At 52.6% G+C, this 18,974-nt stretch carries 15 protein-coding genes; 6 read left to right on the forward strand and 9 right to left on the reverse strand.

What is annotated here, in order from left to right; genetic code table 11:
• Positions 1–154: 154 nt before the first annotated feature.
• Complete coding sequence (locus AAFN85_RS03000) at positions 155–1,804, reverse strand: hypothetical protein (protein WP_347525473.1); 1,650 nt, start codon at positions 1,802–1,804, stop codon at positions 155–157.
• Positions 1,805–1,924: 120 nt separating this feature from the next.
• On the opposite strand from AAFN85_RS03000, the gene AAFN85_RS03005 reads away from it, so the two are divergent.
• Both AAFN85_RS03005 and AAFN85_RS03010 read left to right on the forward strand, forming a co-directional pair.
• On the forward strand, positions 1,925–3,313 hold the full coding sequence (locus AAFN85_RS03005; protein WP_347525474.1) for a HAMP domain-containing sensor histidine kinase: 1,389 nt from the start codon (positions 1,925–1,927) through the stop codon (positions 3,311–3,313).
• On the forward strand, positions 3,282–3,965 hold the full coding sequence (locus tag AAFN85_RS03010; protein ID WP_347525475.1) for a response regulator transcription factor: 684 nt from the start codon (positions 3,282–3,284) through the stop codon (positions 3,963–3,965). Before AAFN85_RS03005 ends, AAFN85_RS03010 begins: the two co-directional genes overlap by 32 nt.
• A gap of 32 nt (positions 3,966–3,997) precedes the next feature.
• Here the strand turns inward: AAFN85_RS03010 and AAFN85_RS03015 are convergent, their stop codons facing one another.
• Genes AAFN85_RS03015 through AAFN85_RS03030 form a run of 4 tightly spaced genes read right to left on the reverse strand, consistent with a single transcriptional unit; the run spans position 3,998 to position 9,391 of the window.
• Complete coding sequence (locus AAFN85_RS03015) at positions 3,998–5,164, reverse strand: PepSY-associated TM helix domain-containing protein (protein WP_347525476.1); 1,167 nt, start codon at positions 5,162–5,164, stop codon at positions 3,998–4,000.
• Positions 5,148–7,820 carry a TonB-dependent receptor gene (locus AAFN85_RS03020; protein ID WP_347525477.1) on the reverse strand — a complete coding sequence of 891 codons (2,673 nt, stop codon included), beginning with the start codon at positions 7,818–7,820 and terminating at the stop codon, positions 5,148–5,150. Before AAFN85_RS03020 ends, AAFN85_RS03015 begins: the two co-directional genes overlap by 17 nt.
• A 36-nt stretch (positions 7,821–7,856) precedes the next feature.
• The gene (locus tag AAFN85_RS03025) at positions 7,857–8,807 is read right to left on the reverse strand and encodes a FecR domain-containing protein (RefSeq protein ID WP_347525478.1); all 951 of its coding nucleotides are present in this window, start codon (positions 8,805–8,807) and stop codon (positions 7,857–7,859) included.
• A gap of 53 nt (positions 8,808–8,860) precedes the next feature.
• Entirely contained in the window at positions 8,861–9,391 is a 531-nt protein-coding gene (locus AAFN85_RS03030; protein ID WP_347525479.1) for a sigma-70 family RNA polymerase sigma factor, read from the reverse strand.
• 151 nt (positions 9,392–9,542) lie between these two features.
• Between AAFN85_RS03030 and AAFN85_RS03035 the strand changes: the two genes are divergently transcribed.
• Both AAFN85_RS03035 and AAFN85_RS03040 read left to right on the forward strand, forming a co-directional pair.
• On the forward strand, positions 9,543–10,349 hold the full coding sequence (locus tag AAFN85_RS03035) for a helix-turn-helix domain-containing protein (protein ID WP_347525480.1): 807 nt from the start codon (positions 9,543–9,545) through the stop codon (positions 10,347–10,349).
• Between the two features lie 64 nt (positions 10,350–10,413).
• Positions 10,414–11,871 (forward strand): alpha/beta fold hydrolase, encoded by a 1,458-nt coding sequence (locus AAFN85_RS03040; RefSeq protein WP_347525481.1) that lies wholly within the window; start codon positions 10,414–10,416, stop codon positions 11,869–11,871.
• 225 nt (positions 11,872–12,096) lie between these two features.
• Here AAFN85_RS03040 and AAFN85_RS03045 read toward each other — a convergent pair whose 3' ends face one another.
• From AAFN85_RS03045 to AAFN85_RS03055, 3 genes are all read right to left on the reverse strand, one after another.
• Positions 12,097–13,284, reverse strand: a complete 1,188-nt coding sequence (locus AAFN85_RS03045; protein WP_347525482.1) for an FAD-dependent monooxygenase — start codon at positions 13,282–13,284, stop codon at positions 12,097–12,099.
• Positions 13,285–13,360: 76 nt separating this feature from the next.
• Entirely contained in the window at positions 13,361–14,218 is an 858-nt protein-coding gene (locus AAFN85_RS03050; RefSeq protein WP_347525483.1) for a helix-turn-helix transcriptional regulator, read from the reverse strand.
• On the reverse strand, positions 14,211–14,459 hold the full coding sequence (locus AAFN85_RS03055) for a hypothetical protein (protein WP_347525484.1): 249 nt from the start codon (positions 14,457–14,459) through the stop codon (positions 14,211–14,213). Before AAFN85_RS03055 ends, AAFN85_RS03050 begins: the two co-directional genes overlap by 8 nt.
• Positions 14,460–14,537: 78 nt before the next feature.
• Between AAFN85_RS03055 and AAFN85_RS03060 the strand changes: the two genes are divergently transcribed.
• Together AAFN85_RS03060 and AAFN85_RS03065 are read left to right on the forward strand one after the other, a co-directional pair.
• Positions 14,538–15,827, forward strand: a complete 1,290-nt coding sequence (locus tag AAFN85_RS03060) for a HAMP domain-containing sensor histidine kinase (RefSeq protein ID WP_347525485.1) — start codon at positions 14,538–14,540, stop codon at positions 15,825–15,827.
• A 347-nt stretch (positions 15,828–16,174) separates the two neighbouring features.
• Positions 16,175–16,435, forward strand: coding sequence for a hypothetical protein (locus AAFN85_RS03065; protein ID WP_347525486.1), 261 nt, complete (start codon positions 16,175–16,177; stop codon positions 16,433–16,435).
• A 53-nt stretch (positions 16,436–16,488) separates the two neighbouring features.
• Here AAFN85_RS03065 and AAFN85_RS03070 read toward each other — a convergent pair whose 3' ends face one another.
• Positions 16,489–18,852 (reverse strand): phosphoketolase family protein, encoded by a 2,364-nt coding sequence (locus AAFN85_RS03070; protein ID WP_347525487.1) that lies wholly within the window; start codon positions 18,850–18,852, stop codon positions 16,489–16,491.
• Positions 18,853–18,974: the final 122 nt, after the last annotated feature.

Here is an 18,974-nt window from a genome sequence, read left to right on the forward strand (position 1 = left end):
GATCACGGACCGGCCTGGATCGAGCTGACCGATATAACAGCGGTTTGATCAAACCGCAAACTTATTGGTCGCCGCAACGCGGGCAGGATGTTGATCTGGAGGATATACCTTGCCCGGAATATCTATTCTTACTTCGGCAGCTAGTGAATTCAGATTATTGTTTAACGATTTCCAGGTTTCCTTTATCCCCTTTGGGTTTGACGACCCACCCCGGATTGAGCAATAGCTCATAATTTGGACCGGTAAGTTTGCTACCTTCCGTCCTGAGGGGCAGCGGAAAGATGAACTCGCGGTTGTCCGGGCTACCCAGGATCCCGGCGGGCTGATCCGCAGTGCCGGTATTGGTGGTCTGGAAACTGCCGAAGTTCTTTCCGGTGATATCTGTTCCCCGAATGGCGGTGTAAACGGTGCCTTTATCTTGGAGGACGAAGGTGCCATTCATATCAAAGGAGCGGCTGTAAGTATCCGTCGAGAGCCGTGCATGCAGGACCGGGGCATCCACAAGGGTTTTGGTGAACCAGGCGGTCTTTTGGTCAAAGATGGCTTTGCGGTCGAGTTCTTCCTTGTGGATGCGGTTGTAGTCATGACGATTTGCTGCGGCATGAAAGGCGGCACTGTCGGTGGCGACCTCATTATGGAGATAGCGTATCTCGAAGATCCCGCCGAGGTTATAGCGTTTGTTCAGTCCGCTGCGCCATTCAATTCCGAGCTGGTCAAACAGGAGTCCATAAGCCGGGCCGGTGGCATAGGGAAAGGTGCGGGTATAGGTCGGCGCGCTTTCCCTGCCGTTGATCTCTTTAATGGCCAGCGCGAACTTGTCCCTGCGGTCAGATAAGCGGAAGCCGGTATAATTGGCCAATCCCTCGGAACTTTCGATATCGATCTCGGCATCGGCTGTCTCTGGAGAGAGCGCCCTCCTCAGTTTACGGAAGCAGACGGCATCGCTGAGCTGGGCGGCCATATCGTTTTTCGGGGCATTTTTCCGGGCCAAAGAAAGTGCCTCCCTCAGGGCATGGTATTCAAGGCGCAGCAGCTCGCGCGCCTGGTAGCCATCGAGGTAGTTCAGAGGATTGCCGTTGAGCTGTACCTGTTTTTCCTGCGCAAGGTGGAACAGTTCATGGATCAGTGTGGCACTGCTGTCAGCAAGGTAAGTGGTCATGACCACCGCGTAGCGGCTGCCGGCAAAGTCCTGCGGCGCATTGCTCTGGTTGAGCGTGCGGTCCGGCAGGGTCCGTGACCAGAGTGAATCCTGAAATACTGCGTCCTCTAAGGGTTGGGCGCTGTAGATCTTATTCTTCGTATCGAGGATCAGCAGGTGACTGCTCCAGAGGGGCGTGCCCCACATCGCGCCATTGTCTTTCTTCAGTATTGTTTTTGCACGGGCCAGTGCGTTTCTGATCGTTCGGGCGGTACGGGCGGGTTCGCTTCGCTTGTTCTCGTTCACCTGAGCAATGAGTTTCTTCCAGCGGTCGGTCTGTCGCAGGGCGGACAGGTCGCTGTCGGCTTCCAGGCGGGCGGCATTGCTCATCAAAAACTGAGCGGCAAGCCTCTCCAGCAGTTCAAAGGCTTTGGTACTTTCCCCGGCCATCGCATAGATACAGGCGCTGTTGTAAAGTTCATTACTACCGAGGTTTTGTTTTTTGGCTTTGATGAACAGATCAAGCACAGTTGCTGACTGCTTAAAATCCTTTTGTTCGTAGGCTTTCATCGCACGGTCATAGTATTCCTGCTGTGCAAAAGCGGATTCATTACGGAAGGTGAACAGGATGAGGGTGAATAACAATAGTCTGCAAGTAGGTTTCATAATGATATTTTTTACAAAAGACAGGTTCTGGCGGCAGAAAGCGGGTTAAGGAAAGGTTAATGAAAAGTTAAAGGGCCCTGCGGTCTGTTGCTTGCCACGGTAATGCGCTTATATTTGGGTATGTCATTTCCCGGAAAATTCGGCCTGCTGATCGCGGGAAGCTTGCTTGTCTTTGCCGGCCTGTGCTGGATGCAGTATCGTCTGCTGGCGGGTACCCACCGGCTGGAAAAGGCGGCCTGGCTGCGGCTGGTGACGGAAAGGATGGGCCTTGCCCCGCAGGCCGCCGTCGACTCGCTGAACCACCGGGGAATGCAGTTGCTGATGGATTCTGTGAAGGCTGGGATACGTTCAGGGCGTATGCCGGATGTTTCGGGGATGCAGGGCGTATATAACAGGTTGTTAAGGAGGGAAAATGATGCCGTTTTGCGGGCTTTGGCGGGTGACAGCCTGCTGCGGAATACGCGGTACCGGTTCTCTTATAGCCGGGTGATCTTATATAACGGTTTACAGGCGGACACCTTATTGAATGGTTCGGGATCAAACGGTGCAATCGGTTCGCTGGTATTGACAGGAAGTGGCGGGGATAACACTGCAGCGGCCTTTCAGGTTGGGCAAAGTATGCAGCAGGCGGGTTTTCCTTTGGATGGCAAAATTTACCGCCTGGGGGTCTGGACGGAGAGCACGCTGGATGCGCCGGGCTGGCAAAGATTGGTGTTTAAGCGAATGGCTTTCACTTTAGCGGGCAGCGCTTTGCTGATCGCCGCGGCACTGGCGATATTTGTGCTGGCCTTCCTGGCCATTTTCCGGCAAAAAAGAGTGGCGGATATTACGACGGATTTCGCGAACAATATGACGCATGAGCTCAAAACACCGCTGAGCGCGGCCGGGGTCGTGGTGCGTTCGCTGCGCACCCCGGAAGCCATGGCGGATCAGGTCTGGACGGCGGAATTACTGGATCAGCTGGAAAAGCAGCTGGGCCGTATCGGGCGGATCATGGATAGTGTGATGGGGAGCGCCCTCGGCGCTCAGGGGACTATTTTTGGTTTACGAGCAGTAAATCTGCAGGAGGTAGCCGAAGACCTGCGGGAACTGGCAAAACAGTCCGGGCGGGAGTTGATCTGTTCTGTTGACGAGGGATTGACTGGTTATACCGATCCGGACCGGCTGACCGGCATCCTGGTCAACCTGCTGGATAATGCCATCAAATATACGGAGGGTCCGATCTCGCTGCGGTTTACCCGGGCGGGACGCGAAATGCATCTTTCGATCGGCGACCGGGGGCCGGCTATTCCACATCGTTACCGTCCTTACCTCTTTGATAAATTCTTCCGGGTGCCGCAGCCGGATGCTCATGATGTGAAGGGCCTTGGGCTGGGATTGTATATCTGTCAGCAGCAGGCGGCTTTGCTGAACGGCAGGATCCGTTACGTGGAATCGCCGGATGGCGGGAACTTATTTACCTTAATACTCAAAGTGAATGGAACATCGGATACTGATCGTCGAGGATGATGCCGATCTGGGGAACCTGGTCCGGCGTTACCTGGAGGTCAAGGGTTTCGGGGTTACGCTGATAACGGATGGGCGAACTGCCATGCAGGAGCTGGCCATCGGATCTTATGCTATCGCGGTACTGGATGTCATGCTGCCAGGCGCAGATGGTTTTGTGCTGGCTTCACAGATCCGGCAGGCCTATCCGTCGCTCCCTTTTCTTTTTCTGACCGCAAGGCGGCAACAGGCAGATGTGCTGAAAGGGCTAAGTCTCGGAGCCGATGACTATATGCTTAAACCTTTCGATGTGGATGAGCTGGTGTTGCGGATCGCGAATATCCTCCGGCGATCGGGGGATCGGGAAAAGCCATCTCAACATTATGTCTTGGGTGATTATCATTTTCATCCACAGGAACTATCCCTGGAACTCAATGGTCAGCGCAGGCTGCTGACCGAAAAGGAGTCGGCGTTGCTGGAAATGTTGTGCCGCGAACCGGGCCGATTGCTCAGGCGCACTTTTGTCCTGGAATCTCTTTGGGGCAGCGCGGACTTTTTTAACGGCAGGAGCCTGGATGTCTTTATCGGGCGGCTCCGTAAGTTATTAGCGGGTGACCCCCGCCTGGAACTGGAGGTCGTTCGCGGTGCGGGTTTTATCCTGCATACGGGTGCATGATGTATTCGTTTGCCAGTTGCATGAGCCATCGTTCAGGCACTTATCCTGCTCGACCATGCCTTATCTTGTTTATCCCCTCCTGTGCTTTTTGTGTCTTCCATTTCCATCCATATGAACAGCCCGGTAAGGGGCAGTGAGGTGGCGACCAGACTGGCAAGAAAGGCGAGTATCCTTCCGGTCATGCCTATGGCGCTTCCGGTATGCAGGTCATATTGCAAGGTCCTGAACTGATCGGCAGTGCCGAGCTGACCGAATTTTGGGCTGCGGTCCAGTTCGGTGCCGGTATACTGATCGTAGCGGAATTGCTGCCGGTCATAGAGATGTGACGGGTCGAAATAGGCGGTGAGGGTATAAGTGCCTTCCGGACCTGCAGGATAGTTCAGGTAAAGGTACCCGGCACCGGGCGCGGATCGTTCTCCTTTTTTTATGATTTTGCCCAAGGCGGTTTTGATACTTGCTTTGCTGACTGACTGTGTCGTATCGGAGCTGACGGGCTTTATCGTTATCCCGTTCAGGCCATAGGACATCATAAGCCCGGTGAGCGCGATAAGCAACAGTATGAGCAAGCTGTAAAAGCCGGGAACGTTATGCAGGTCGTAGATCAGGCGTTTGAACCCGGCGTTCCAACTGATGCTCAGGTTGTTGCTGAGTTGCTTCTTTTTCCATGTTTTTGGCCACCAGAGAATGATCCCGCTGATAAGCAGCACGAGGAAGATGATAACGGACACACGGATCACCTGCTGCCCAATGGGTTTGCCGAGCAGGAGGTTGAGGTGCATGGCTAAAACAACGGTGAAAAAATCGTTCTTTCCGTTCTCCACATGGATGACCTTCGCGGTATACGGATCGACATAAACCAGGTCGTAGTAGGTATAATACCGGCTGTAGCCAAATGCGGCAGGGTCGATCTTCAGTGCTCGGAACTGCCAGGTACGGCGCTTATCCTTGAAGAGTTGGGCGCGGGTAATGGTGTGCCTGCTGTCGATGGCCGATTGTGCGGCTTCGCGTAATTGGTCCAGCGGAAGGGTGACCGGTCCGGGATGCGGAACATAAAAGCGATCCCGGCAGCACCATTCCTTGAGCTCGGGGGCAAAGGCATAGATGCAACCGGTCAGCCCTAGGATAAACACCACCAGCCCGGACGATAGTCCGAGCCAGCGGTGCAGCAACCGAATGCCTTTTTTAAAATTTGAACGCAACGGAAGCGAGGAAATTTACGGGTTTTTGCGGCCTGCCGTCGATGGCCCATGATTGCACATCGCCGATATTATTAGCTTTGAAGTTCAGGCGGTATTTCGGTTGGTCATAAAATAAGGCGGCATCGATAAATGTATAGGCCGGTAAGGTAAAGGTATAATCGCCGGTATTTGCAAAGTAGGATGAGGATACATAGTTACCCCCCGCGCCGATGCCCAGTCCGCTGAGTTTACCGGCGGTCAGGGTGTAATTCACCCAAAGGTTACCGACATTGGCCGGGGTCAGCAGGGCGCGTTTGCCTTCCACTCGCGGTGCGGCCTTGGTGAACTTATTGTCATTATAGCCATATCCCGCCACGATGTTCAGCCCCCGGATGGGATTGGCGATCAGCTCAAAGTCCACGCCCTTGCTTTTCTGGGTGCCATCCTGTACCTGGAAATTCTGGCCGTCACGGATCTCGAAGCGGGTGGAGTTCTTCACGTCGATATTGTAATAGCTGACGTTGGCAACGATACGGTGGTCCAGCAGGTCTACCTTGACCCCACCTTCCCACTGGTTGGCCTGCTGCACTTTGAATACATCGATGGTGCCGTCCGGCTGTATGGCGTTCGGCAGGTTCTTAAAGCCGTTCATGTAGTTGGCGAACAGGGAAACCTTGTCTTTGATGGGTTGGTAGATCAGGCCGAACTTCGGCGAATAAGCGGTTTGCTTATAATCTCCGGTGGTAACATTTGTGCTGAGGCTTTTGGAACCTTTATTGACAAAGCGGTCGCCGCGCACGCTCAGCATGACCATCAGGCGGTCGGTTACATTCACGAGGTCAGAAACATAGGCGGCATAGCTATCCTGCCCGGAATCAGATTGGGGCGCATTCATGGCGGCAAAAGCATTGTTGGCCTGCTGAAGGGTGATGCCGGGAATGGGTTTGGTCAGGTCGATCATGTCCAGGTTCACCTGCGCATAAAGCAGCTGGCGGTACTGGCTGAGGTAATCCAGGCCGATAACCAAGCGGTGGCGGAGCGGGCCGGTCTTGAAATCACCGGTGAAGTTCTGCTGCAGCTGTTTACGGCCCCATTTGTCCGGCGCGAAGAAGCGCACTTTCCGGTTGATGGTGCTCTCCGAGGTGTACACGAAATCGAACTGGTTGAACTGGTCGTAAGCGCCTAAGGAGTAAGCATAATTGGTCTGCGAGCGCCAGTTCTCCGAGATCTTGTAATCGGCCTGGAAGAAGATATTGTTCGAGGACTGCTGGCTGGCCAGGGAGTTATCGATCAGGGATTGCCTGTAACCGACCGGCAAATCTTTAAAGCTCTTGCCGTTAAAGGCGTTGGTCGGAATGGTCAGCAGGATGGATGATGTCCCTTTCACCCGGGTGAAATCCCCGTCGAGGGTGAACTTTAGGCGGTCGTTGATCTGGTAGGTAAAGCTTGGCGAGATCACCTGCAGGTTCTGGAAACCCTGATCCTGGAAAGAGTTTTCCTTGTGCAGCGCACCGGTGACACGGAAAAGCAGGGACTTGTCCTGGTTTAGCGGAACGTTGACATCAGCGGTCAGTCTGCTGAGGTCGAAGCTGCCCGCGGTATAGCTGACCTCACCTCCAAAGGTATCGTAAGGTTTTTTGATCACGTAGTTAACCAAACCACCGAAATTGACCATAGTAGACCCGAAAAGTGTGGAGGACGGGCCCTTGATGGATTCCACCCGCTCTACGATCACCGGATCGATATTGGTTTTCAGGAAAGTGGCCATACCGTTGCGCAGGTTGTCACCGGTCGTAAAGCCCCGGGCGGTAATGGCGGGCATTCCGGCACCGGTGCGGGATACCAGGGCGCCGGGGATATTGCGATAGGTCTCGTCCAGCGTGGTGGCGATCTGGGTGGTGAACAATTCTTTCCGCACAACACTATAGACCTGCGGGTTCTCGAGGTTCTTAATAGGCAGTCGGGCGATGTACTCGCTTTCCTTGCGGCCGTATTTGTTCACTTTCGAGCCGCTGACCACGACCTCCTTGAGGTCCTGCTGGCTTTCATGCAGTTCAAAATTTGCGGTTTGCGGTGCCTCCGCGCTAACGGTCACCTGCTGGCTCTGGGTCTCAAGTCCTACATAGGTGGCCGTTAACGTATATTGGCCGGCGGGCACGTGACGGAAGGTATAATAGCCGTTCTGATCCACGGTGGTACTACGCAGGCCGCGGATAGTAACGGTCACCAGGCGGGCAGGTTCGCCGTCGCTGGTGGTGACACGTCCGCTGACGGTGCCTTTTGGCGTCAGTTTTACGGCGATGTCCCTGCCGCTGCCGGTCAGGGTCAGTCCGGATTTGAATGCGATCTGTTGCAGCAACTGTTTGACGCTGCCGGAGGCGGGATCGAGGGTGATGCTGCGGTCGAGTTCGGACTCCACATTGCCGTAAACAAAATTCAGTCCTGCTGATTTACTCAGCTGGCTGAATGCCTCACGAACGGTCAGGTTCGAAGGGCTGATGCGCACCTGCGCATTGGGATCGCTTTGCGCGGATGCCGTTTTTAAGTTGAAAAAGATCAGGGCAGCGATGGCCGCCAGTAAAAAGTTTCTAATTTTACAAGTATTCATTGATTGTGACGATTGATGATGTTTATAGCTACCGGCGTGTTGGAGCACGTCCGGTAGTTTCTTTTGCAAGGTTTTCTCTTCTTTCCTTATTTTTCTCTCTCCCTATTAGTTTGATGTGACGATATAGTTTCCGTTCCTGTTCCCGGTAAACTTCAGCCGGCTGCTGTTTTCGATCAGCTGCAATACCCGGTCGAGGGGATAGTTGTCGAAACGCGCGGTCAGGGGCTCGTTCAGCTGTAAGGGCTCATGGGTATCAAAGCGAACACCGTAGTAGCTTTCCAATTTCACGAGTACCTGACGCAACTGTGTTTTACGGAAGGAAAGGACTCCCCGTGTCCAGTCGGTCACGGCCGTAGTGTCGGTCGCGGTCAGGCTTCTGATGCCGGAGGCCTGTTTATCATAAACCAGTTGCTCACCGGGTTTGAGGACCTTTTTGTTATGGGTGCCTGCATCGCTGAAGGAGATGCTGCCCTGGGTCAGGGTGACGAGCAACAGGTCAGGATCATTGTCATTCACGTCGAAGCGGGTGCCGAGTACTTTGATCCTTGTCCCTGCAGTTTCCAGGATGAAAGGATGGCTGGTATCATGCGCGATGTTAAAGAATCCCTGTCCGCTGAGGAGGCGGACGAGGCGTGTTTCGCCGGTAAATTTTGCTGGAAATTCCAGCAGGCTGCCGCCGGCCAGCCGGACGGTGGAACCGTCGGCTAATTGTAAACTGGCACTTTTGCCCTTAGGTACGCGGTAACGCGTGAAGGCTGCAGTGGGATTTGCCGGTAGCCCGGTGTTCATGTACAGGAGCAAACCGGCCGTCAGGAATACGCAGGCCGCAGCAGCAGCGATACCAATGTACCGGCGTGGCCATAGTTGCTTTCTTTTGTATCCTCCGGCGCTTTGGCTGATGCCGGACCAGATCTTTTGTTTGATTTCTTCCTTTTCGGTACCTGATCCGGATAAGGGTGCATCACTTTCCAGCCATTGCTCCACGCGAAGGCGTTCGGCGTCGGTGCAACGGCCCTGGGCATAGCGTTTCAGTAATTCGGGTTCCAGGTCTTCCATACTGATAACTACCATGAGTTGGCAGCTACCCTATGCTGATCTGAAAAAATAAATTATTTAATGGCGCGCAATGACCGGAGCGCCCGGCTCATGTGTTTTTCGACGGTCTTTACGGCAACGCCAAATTGTTCGGCGATCTCGCGGTAGCTCATTTCCTGCTGGCGGTTCAGCAGGAACATCGTTCTGGCAGGTTCCTCCAATGCTTCGATCTTCAGAGCTAGCTGTCCGGCAAGTTCCGAGGCGAGGTAAATAGTCTCTGGGTTATAGCGGTCTGTTTCCGTACGGTTTGTGGCACCGGTTTCTGCGGTGGCCGGTTCCAGGACCTTCCTGTCCCTCAGATAGTTCATCACTTTATAACGGGCGGCCTTTGCCAGGTATTGGGCCGCAGCAGTATCGGTCTCAAAATTCATTTCCCGTTCAAGCAGGGAAAGGAAGATCTCCTGGGTCAGGTCCTGGGCAATGACCTCATCGCCGGTGTACCTGCGGCAAAGCTGGAAAACGCCGGCCCAATGCGCATTGAACAGGTCAATGAATGCCTGATCCTTCGCCAAATGGTTGCCCGGTCGATTTTTGCCCCTCATCATAACGGCAACAAATGTAATCCTTATTTAGAATAATTAAAAATAACTTATAGCGAAGCATGTAGATATGGCGTGTTAAAACACATGCTGCACAATTTTATTGATTGACCCGTAACTATTTAACTCCGGCCGCCGTCTTATGACCAGCAGGTTTATGATGACAGAAATATTTCAGGATATTCGGGAGATCTATGACTTTGCCGCGCCCTGCGGTGAGCTGCTCCCCTACATAGAATTTTTTTCGGAATCCTCCGCTGAAAAATGTGCGCTGCGATTTGATCAGGGCCACGCCAGCGTAACGATGTTCGGCAGCTGGACCCCTACTTTTTATATTAACCTGGCGGGCGCTTATGTGATCGATGTGGCCGGTAATCGCTCTGCTGTCAGCAAGGATCAGGATATTCTGGTCCTCCGGAACGGGACGGTAACGCGGCACAATGGTCCGGAGGACCGGATCTTCACGGTGAAGTTTTACCCCGGAGGTCTGGATGCAGTATTGGGTTTGAACCAGTCAGCGATGCAGGACCGAGTGATCAGGCTGCAGGATATCCTGCCATTGGAGTTGCTTGGCGCAATGAAGGCGGCGGCCAATTTCAGCAACCGGATAGAGATCATGGAAAATTATTTATTAGGGATGATGCGCCGCAGTTCAGGTGATCATTACTCCGCATTGGTCCGTCAGGCCATTGGTGAATACAGCGCCTCGGGGATGCGGTTGAATACATCGGAGGTTGCCGAGCGGCTGTTCATTACTTCAAAAAGCATCAACCGATACTTTAACCGGGTGGTCGGTGTGGCACCTAAGCAGTATTTTTCGCTGTTGCGGGCCAGAACGGCATTGACAGCAATGATGGCTGATAAGCCGGGATTTCAACCCTGGGATTTTGGGTATTACGATCCGGCGCATTTTTATAAGGACGTGCATAACTTTACGGGGCGGAGGCTGAGTGAGATTTTTTGAGATGTCATTACAGATTGTCCGTTTTTTACTTTGCTTATAAGCCCGACCTAGTTTTCTTTGCCGTATGGAACTGAAATCGTTTAACCTTATATATTTGGTATTAATGAATGCCTTTTTGCTGTGCTTTGCTGGCAAACCGGCGCTCGCGCAAAAGTATCGAGTCAGCATTGAGCCTTATCCCAAACTGGTCAAAGCTGATCCGAAGCTGATCCTCAAGACGGGGTACCTGGTGGTGCCTGAGAACCGCAGCAAAGCGAATGGGCGAAAGATCAAACTGCCTTTTTTCTTTGTTCGCCGTCCTGATCAGGATGAGCACAAAAATATTTCCCTGTACATGACCGGCGGGCCGGGATACAGTACCACGACAGGCATCGACAGTATCAGTTATAACTCGGGTTTTTTGAAGTATGGCGGTTTTATCGCTTTTGACCAGCGGGGAACTAAACGAGCTGTACCCAACCTGGAAGCAGATAAGGTTTATGAAGCGATCAAACAAAGCTATCTGGATGGCCGGAACAAAGACAGTCTGGTCATGCAGGCGGTCAAGCGATCACGCGAGCTCCTGGTAGCGCAAGGTATTGATCTTTCCGCTTATAACACCGCGGAAAGCGTGGAGGATATTAATGACCTGCGGCTGGCGCTCGGCCTCGATTCGCTGAACTTGGTGGGGATTTCTTACAGCGGCGGTTTGATGTTATCGGTGGCAAATATACACCCGGAGGCGGTGCGCCTGCTGATCCTGAACTCTCCTTTGCCTGCTTTTGTGACCTATGAAGAAAGCGCCCTGAAAAATATCGATGAGGCGCTGGACCAGGTCTTTAAGAATTGTGCGGATTCTTCAGCAGCATATTCGGATTTAAAAGATCGCTTTCATCATTATTTTTCGGAGTTGAGTGATAGACGCTTTAAGATCCGATACCTGGAAAAACAAGGGGCGGATAGCATTACGGTGCGTTACGGTAAGCAGGAATTACTGGATGCGATCATTAACCGACTGAATACTGCGCAAGTGAAATCGGTCCCCTTTGTGATCGCAGAGATTATCGCGGGACGGGCAGAACCCTTTGTTCGTGAGGTAATGGATGGCTATTTCGCGGGAAATTCCTCCGTGAGCCTGGCGATGCGTTATTCGGTCTATTGCAGCGGCCAGATCGCCTTCGCAAGCCGATCGGTTGAGGCCAGGGAGGCCAAGCGCTATCCATGGCTGGCGGGATATAGGTTCAACAATGTTGACCATGTGATCTGCGATTGCTGGCAGGCAAAGCCCGTGACCGGATCAGTAAGGGCACCGGTCCGATCATCTGTGCCGGCGCTGATCGCTGCAGGTGATATAGATCCGTGGTGCCGCCCTTCATTTAACCGACTGATCAAACGCGGGTTGCCGAATGCGCAGCTGCTTATCTTTCACAACAAAGGTCACGGGCCGGGCTACTCGCACGCCGGGGTGAACTATATGGACAACTTTATGAACGCCCCGATGCGGCGGCTCGAAACCGCCGGAGAGGGCGTACATATAGAATAAGTATTGAAGTTTATGATTCTTACCTTAGCCATGGCCTTTTTACAGCTACCGGGGGGGCTATATTTATGGTTCGCTTACAATAAATTATCCTGTCATGAGATATTTATCATTTTTTTTCCTATTCGTGCTGGCCTGTAAGGCAGAAGGTCAAATCAATGTTCGCCTGGGAAAGACCATTGACAGCCTTTATAATGTTGACGGAAATCTTACGCTTGAGTGATTTGTTTAAGCCGGATCATGTCCGCCAAGCATGGTCACCAACTTTCGCAAGGATTCATCCGTCGGAGAAGCAAAATCTTCGATGCCCTCCAGCGTTTCCTGACTTAAGGCGGCAGCTCTCGTGACCATGATCTCTTCATAGGTCTTAACGGCTTCTTTTAGGTTTTGAATTTTATCACTGGTCAGGCAATCACTGAGATCCAGCGCATCCAGCATGGCCAGGTTAACCCCCTCGCCGTTCGGCGGCATCAAATGCGCGGCATCGCCAAGCAGGGTAAGGTTGTCTTTTGTCATCCAGCGATCCTCCACCGGGAAATAATTCAGCGGCCGCAATACAAATTGATGGCAAGCCTTAAAGAGTGTAAAAAAAACCAGGTTCCAACCTTGATGAAGCTCCGCCAGGTAAGCATACACTTCCTCCGGTTGATTGAAATCAATTCCGCTTTCTTCAGCCCAGTTTTCCGGGTACATCGATGCTGCGTAAAAAGTTAGTCCGCCGTCGCCTCTGGGTTGAACCGCGAGCGTTTTGCCATCGCCCATGACCATAAGGTTGGCATTACCCACCAAACGATAAATATCAGGGCAAGCGGTTTCGGGATCATCGATCTCGCCCTGGATAATGGTCGCGCCGGAATACAGCGCTTTGCCATCCGTCAGATATGGCCTGACCTTCGAACGGTAGCCATCAGCACCGATGACCAGATCTGCGGTGGCCCTCATGCCATTCCTGAACCGCAGCTCCCAACGTCCATCAACTTCCGCCATGTCTGAAAACTGGCTGTCCCAGACCACGGTGTCCGGCAGTAAAACTTCGATCAGCAGATCGCGAAGCGCCCCCCGGTCGATCTCCGGTCGGAAGCTTGGGTCACCAAAACCCACTTTACCACTTTGGTTGCCGTCGTCTAACAGGATGTTTCCGGCGGGATCCAGCAAGCGATATCTGTCCGCACCTGCCATATAGCTGGCTTTGAATGCATCCGTTAAGCCGGCGGCCTCGATCACCTTTAATCCCGAATCAAAATGCAGATCGACAATGGCGCCCTGCACGCGCGAGGCCTGGCTACGATCACGTTCATAAACTTTAACCTCAGCGCCCTTTTGTTGTAACAGCCTGGCGAGCGTCAGGCCGCCCGGGCCTCCGCCGACGATAGCTATTTTCTTATCCTGTAAAATATTTATAGTTGATGTTGCCATATTCCTTGTCATTTATGACAGCAAAGAAACACGGTTTTAGCCGTCGGGAAAATAACCAGAGGTGGTAAGTGTAGGACTAATCAAGGTTTTTGTCGCGAAAAGCCAAAGGTGTCAGGCCGGCAACCTTGGTAAACAGCCGGGTAAAGTACGAATGATCATCATAACCAAGTTCAGCGGAGATCTCTTTAACCGATCGGGTGGAGTGATAAAGCATCCGCTTGGCTTCCAGGATTACGCGTTGCTGGATATGCCGGGATACGGATCTTCCGGTGCTGGCTTTGACACACTCGTTCAGATAGGACGTAGTGATGTTCAGGCTGCCGGCATAAGCTGCCGGGCTTTTGATCGTTTTGAAACTTTGTTCCAGTTCATGTTTAAACGCCCTCGTCAATTCCTCCATCCGCGAATGTTCACCGGTAATATTGCCTTCGGACAAATATTGAGAAATCACGAGCCCTACGAGAGTATTGCAGCTATCTTGCAAAAGCGTGGTTTGCAGCTGATCGGTTTTTTGATCAGCCAGTTTCAAACATAAAGCTGCCGCTTCCGAAAGGGTCGTCACCGTTGCTGTCTGGACGGGCAGGGTTCTAACCGGCGTCAGCGTGTTCAGCAGGCTTAGGTACTCCGGGCGGAGATTTTCCTCCGTGATCATCCAGGTGCTGATCGTAGCGGCTTCAAAGGCGATCACCCGGTGGACCTGGTTGGGATGGATGAAGACAATACCGGGTGCGCTCAGGCGGCAGGTTTGAAAATCGATCTCCAGGTAGGTTTTCCCTTCTTCCTGGACGATAAAGGTGTAACCGCCATCACGGTGCGCACGTTCGATGTGCTGCTCTTCCATGGAGCCGTCAAATGCATCGCGCATGATCATGATACCGCGCTTGGAGCCGGGGGAAAGTCCGTAGACTGGGATATGCCAGCTTTTCTTACTCACTATGGGTTATTGAATTTGATACGGCTATATTGGGCACCAGGCGATCATGGGTATGGAAAGCTTTGTAACGCATGATGCAGTTGGTCTCCGGATCGTACCTGCGCTCTATATAAAAACGGGGTATGGAAAATAATTGAATGACCTGGCCCTTAGCGCGGCGGTCATCCAAGAACTGTCCCATTATCATCGCTGCGTATTGCTGGTCTTGATCAAGGCAATTGAATTCTTCAGCGCTCTCCATTGTTCAAAGATAATGAACAAAATAAAATGAATGGAAGCTAAGCCGAACTAAACCACGCGAATATACGTATCTATGTTCATGAAAAACTATGTATTGGCCTGCCTCTTAGGGCTTTCGTGTTTTACCGGCTGTCAGGGGCAAACGCCGGCCCCGGTGGATAGCGCGCATGTCAATACTTACAAGCAATTTACCGATTCGGCTAAAAGATTCGCAGCAGGACAGGATACGGACAAAGCCTTATACTATCACAAAAAGGCGTTAGCGCATGCCCGCCGCCACGGCTTGCATGAACATGAGGCGCGGGCGCTGGTGCATATCGCTTTATTGCTGAAGGGGCAGCGATCCGATCAAAGTCTGGCTTATCTGAACGGCGCCTTGCAGATCGCGGAAGGCCTGGATAAGCCGGAGCTGTGCGCCGATATTCTAAAAGCTATCAGTAGCGTGTACAAGCAGCAGCAGAACTATAAGGAATCTCTGGCTGCTTTAGAAGCGCACCAGAAATTATTGCAGGCAGTTTTTGAAAAGAGCCGTAAAAAAGAGGCTGAGCATCTCCGGGCCGATGCCATACGAACCAGGGAGCGGACCATCGGGCTGACGGTAACGATCGCACTAGCGTTACTGACTGGTATTTTTGCCTACTACTACCGCAGCACCCGGCGGCTGAATAAGGCGCTGGCCAAATCCAACCAGATCAAGGATACCCTCTTTTCCATCATCGGCCATGACCTGCGCGGCCCGGCTGGTGGCATCATGCAGGCGCTTGAGATGGTGGATGCCGGACTGCTGGATGAGGAAGAACAAAAGGAAGTGATCAGTCTGCTGAAACAGCAGAGCCGGACGTTCAATGAAACTTTGAACACTTTGCTTAATTGGGCTAGCGCCCAATTAAAAGGCGCGCAGCCGAAGGTTGCTTCGATCAACGCCATGGATGCGATCCAGCGTTCGCTCGACCTCCTCAAAGCACAGGCGGCAGTAAAAGCGGTACGGATCAAACAGCCTGACGCGAATGGCTTAACGGTACTGGCTGATAGTGACCAGTTCGATTTTGTCGTGCGTAACCTGATCAGTAATGCCATCAAGTTTTCTTATCCCGGCGGAGAGATCGATATTACGGCGGAAAAAAAGGCAGACGAAGCCGTGATCGCTGTTCATGACAATGGCCAGGGCATCCCGGCCGATAAACAGCGAGAACTATTTGAGGAGGGCAGGCTGAACAGCACTTTCGGCACAAAAGGTGAAAAAGGCACCGGTTTGGGCCTCATGCTTTCGTTAGACTTTATCCGGGCCAATGGCGGGCGGATCTGGTGCCAAAGTCGCGAAGGCTCTGGAACCACCTTTTTTGTGAGTTTGCCGCTGGTAACTTCATAGAGCATTATCATTTTCATTATTTTCCATTGCGCTGGAAGCTCCGAAAAGTTCATGGGGGCTTTGTGGCCTTCCCTACGATCGCTGTTTCAACAACTACTTTTACTCGTAGAAAGTGCTGCCATCGGAACAATTTAAACCCATCTCTCTTTATTATTTTTATGCCCATGAAATGGGTGCTGGTGGCGCGACAGATTATCTTTTTTTCTGAATGTGGTCGATGAGGCCGGGGTCAATAAAAACGTAAGAAGATCGTTTGAAAGTGAAGTAATTGACAGGCGGTTTGTACAGGTGCTGGCAATGTCAATACTGGCGGCAGAAAATCGACGCAGGCTTCGCTGCCTTTGCCTTTGTCGGCCGAACTCCGGGACAAGTATGGCAATGACTTTAAACAGGCAGCATCATTTGGATCTGCTGATGACCGGTATCTGAATCGCAACGTCTTCATAACTCACGACATTCTGCCGCAATTTTTCAGGTACCGGGCGGCAGGCGCAATATTGCTGATGGGCCTGATGCCACTTGATCCGCTGTGCTTTTGTTGGATTCCGGAGCATGGGATTTGCTGCGTGCCATTCTTTGTTCATAACATTGTTTTGATTGTCATTTGATTACTGTCAGACTGGCGAAATACCCTTAATAAATAGCAGATGCCATTGGATAATTAAGGCGCGCCCCATTTCCATTCCTTTACTTCCTGCATATCGATCCCGTTTTCGTGTATGTAAAGCCGGTGTTCGATCAGTTTATCCTTCATTCCCTGCTTTAGATATGACGCCCTCGCCCCCAATTGTGGCAAACGGTCGATCACATCCTGCACCAGATGGAAACGGTCCATTTCGTTGAGTACCGTCATATCGAACGGCGTGGTGATTGTGCCTTCTTCCTTGTAACCACGTACATGAATATTGTGGTGGTTGGTACGGCGGTAGGTCAGGCGGTGGATCAGCCAGGGATAAGCGTGAAATGCAAAGATCACAGGTTTGTCCTTCGTGAACAGGGCATCGAAGTCGGTGTCGCTCAGTCCATGCGGATGTTCCTGTTCGGGCTGAAGTTTCATCAGGTCGACCACGTTCACCACCCGGATCTTCAGTTCCGGCAAGGCTTTTCGTAGGATTGATACCGCTGCCAGCGTTTCCAAAGTGGGCACGTCGCCCGCACAGGCCATGACCACATCAGGCTCCAGCCCTTCGTCGTTACTTGCCCATTCCCAGATCCCAATGCCTTTGGTGCAATGCAGCGCCGCTTCATCGATGGAAAGCCATTGCGGCGAAGGGTGCTTGCCGGCGACCATCACATTCACGTAATGCCTGCTGCGGAGGCAATGGTCCATGACCGACAACAGACAATTGGCATCCGGCGGCAGGTAGACGCGTACCACACTGGCTTTTTTGTTGACGACGTGATCCATAAATCCCGGATCCTGGTGCGTAAAACCATTATGGTCCTGCCGCCAGACATGCGAGGCCAGCAGGATATTCAGTGAGGCCAGCGGCCGGCGCCAGGGTAGCCCGGCGGTCACTTTCAACCATTTGGCGTGCTGGTTGAACATCGAATCGATAATATGAATGAAGGCTTCATAACAGTTGAACAGCCCGTGCCGCCCGGTAAGCAGGTATCCTTCCAGCCAGCCTTCGCACTGGTGCTCGCTGAGCATTTCCAGGATGCGGCCCTCCTTGGCTTGCAGCACGTCAGTCTCCAGGGTTTCCGCTTCCCATTGCCGGTTCGTCACCTCGAATACGGCGTCCAGCTTATTAGAAAGCGTTTCGTCAGGTCCGAAGACCCGGAAGTTCCGGCTTTGCTGGTTCAGCCGGATCACATCCCGGACAAAGTTGCCGACAACTAATGTATCCCCGGGTCCGTTGTTACCGCGTTCGGTTAGCCCCAGTCCGTAAACCTTAAAATCAGGCATCCGCAGATCTTTTAAAAGCAGGCCGCCATTGGTATGCGGATTAGCCCCCATCCTCCGTTCACCGGCCGGAGCAAGCGAAAGCAACTCCGGTATCAAACGTCCGTCTTCGTCGAATAATTCTTGCGGACGGTAGCTTCTCAGCCAGATCTCCAGTTGCATGAGATGTTCGGGATTCGCGGCCGGATCAGAAAGAGGTACCTGATGCGCACGGAAAGTACCCTCGACCTGCAGGCCGTCCACCACTTTCGGGCCCGTCCAACCTTTTGGCGTCCGAAGGATGATCATCGGCCAGCATGGCCTGGCCTCATCCGGATCGGTCGCAGCCTTCGCTTTGATCTGCCTGATCTCCTCTGTTATGTTTTCCAACAGTTCCGCCATTTCCCGGTGCATGATCATCGGCTCGTCCCCGGAGATCAGGTAAGGCTTCCAACCGTATCCTTCGAAAAGCGCCAGCAATTCCTTTTCCGGGATGCGTGCCAGGACCGTCGGGTTAGCGATCTTGTAACCGTTCAGGTGCAGGATCGGTAAAACCACCCCATCGGTCACCGGGTTCAGGAATTTATTGGAATGCCAGGCGGTCGCCAGCGGTCCGGTCTCGGCCTCGCCGTCGCCGATGACACAGGCGGCGATCAGGTCCGGGTTATCGAACACCGCACCAAAAGCATGACTGAGGGAATAACCCAGTTCACCGCCTTCATGCAGCGAACCCGGGCATTCCGGGGAAACGTGGCTGGGTATGCCTCCCGGAAACGAAAACTGTTTGAACAATTTCTTCAGGCCCGCTTCGTCCTGGCTGATGTCAGGATAGACCTCGCTGTAAGTGCCTTCCAAGTAGGTCTGGCTCACCATCGCCGGGCCGCCATGGCCGGGCCCGGAAATATAGAACATGTTCAGGTCGTACTTCTTGATGATCCGGTTGAGGTGCGCATAAATAAAATTTTGCCCCGGCGTGGTGCCCCAGTGACCGAGCAGCATGCGTTTGACGTGTTCGATCCGCAAAGGTTCGCGCAGCAAGGGGTTATCGCGCAGGTAGATTTGGCCGACCGAAAGATAATTAGCCGCACGCCAGTAAGCGTCCAGCAACCGTAATTCTTTTTCTGTTATAGGATCTTGCATAAAAATGTGCTGATGAGACAAAAATCAATTAAAAGGAGTGCCTGAATTGTGATAAGGATCATTTTTAGGGATGATGCTGAGCCTTAAACTATTAAGCGTTGAAGCGGATATTTGTTTTATAA

Source organism: Mucilaginibacter sp. CAU 1740 (assembly GCF_039839285.1).
In the GTDB taxonomy this organism is placed as follows: Bacteria; Bacteroidota; Bacteroidia; order Sphingobacteriales; family Sphingobacteriaceae; genus Mucilaginibacter.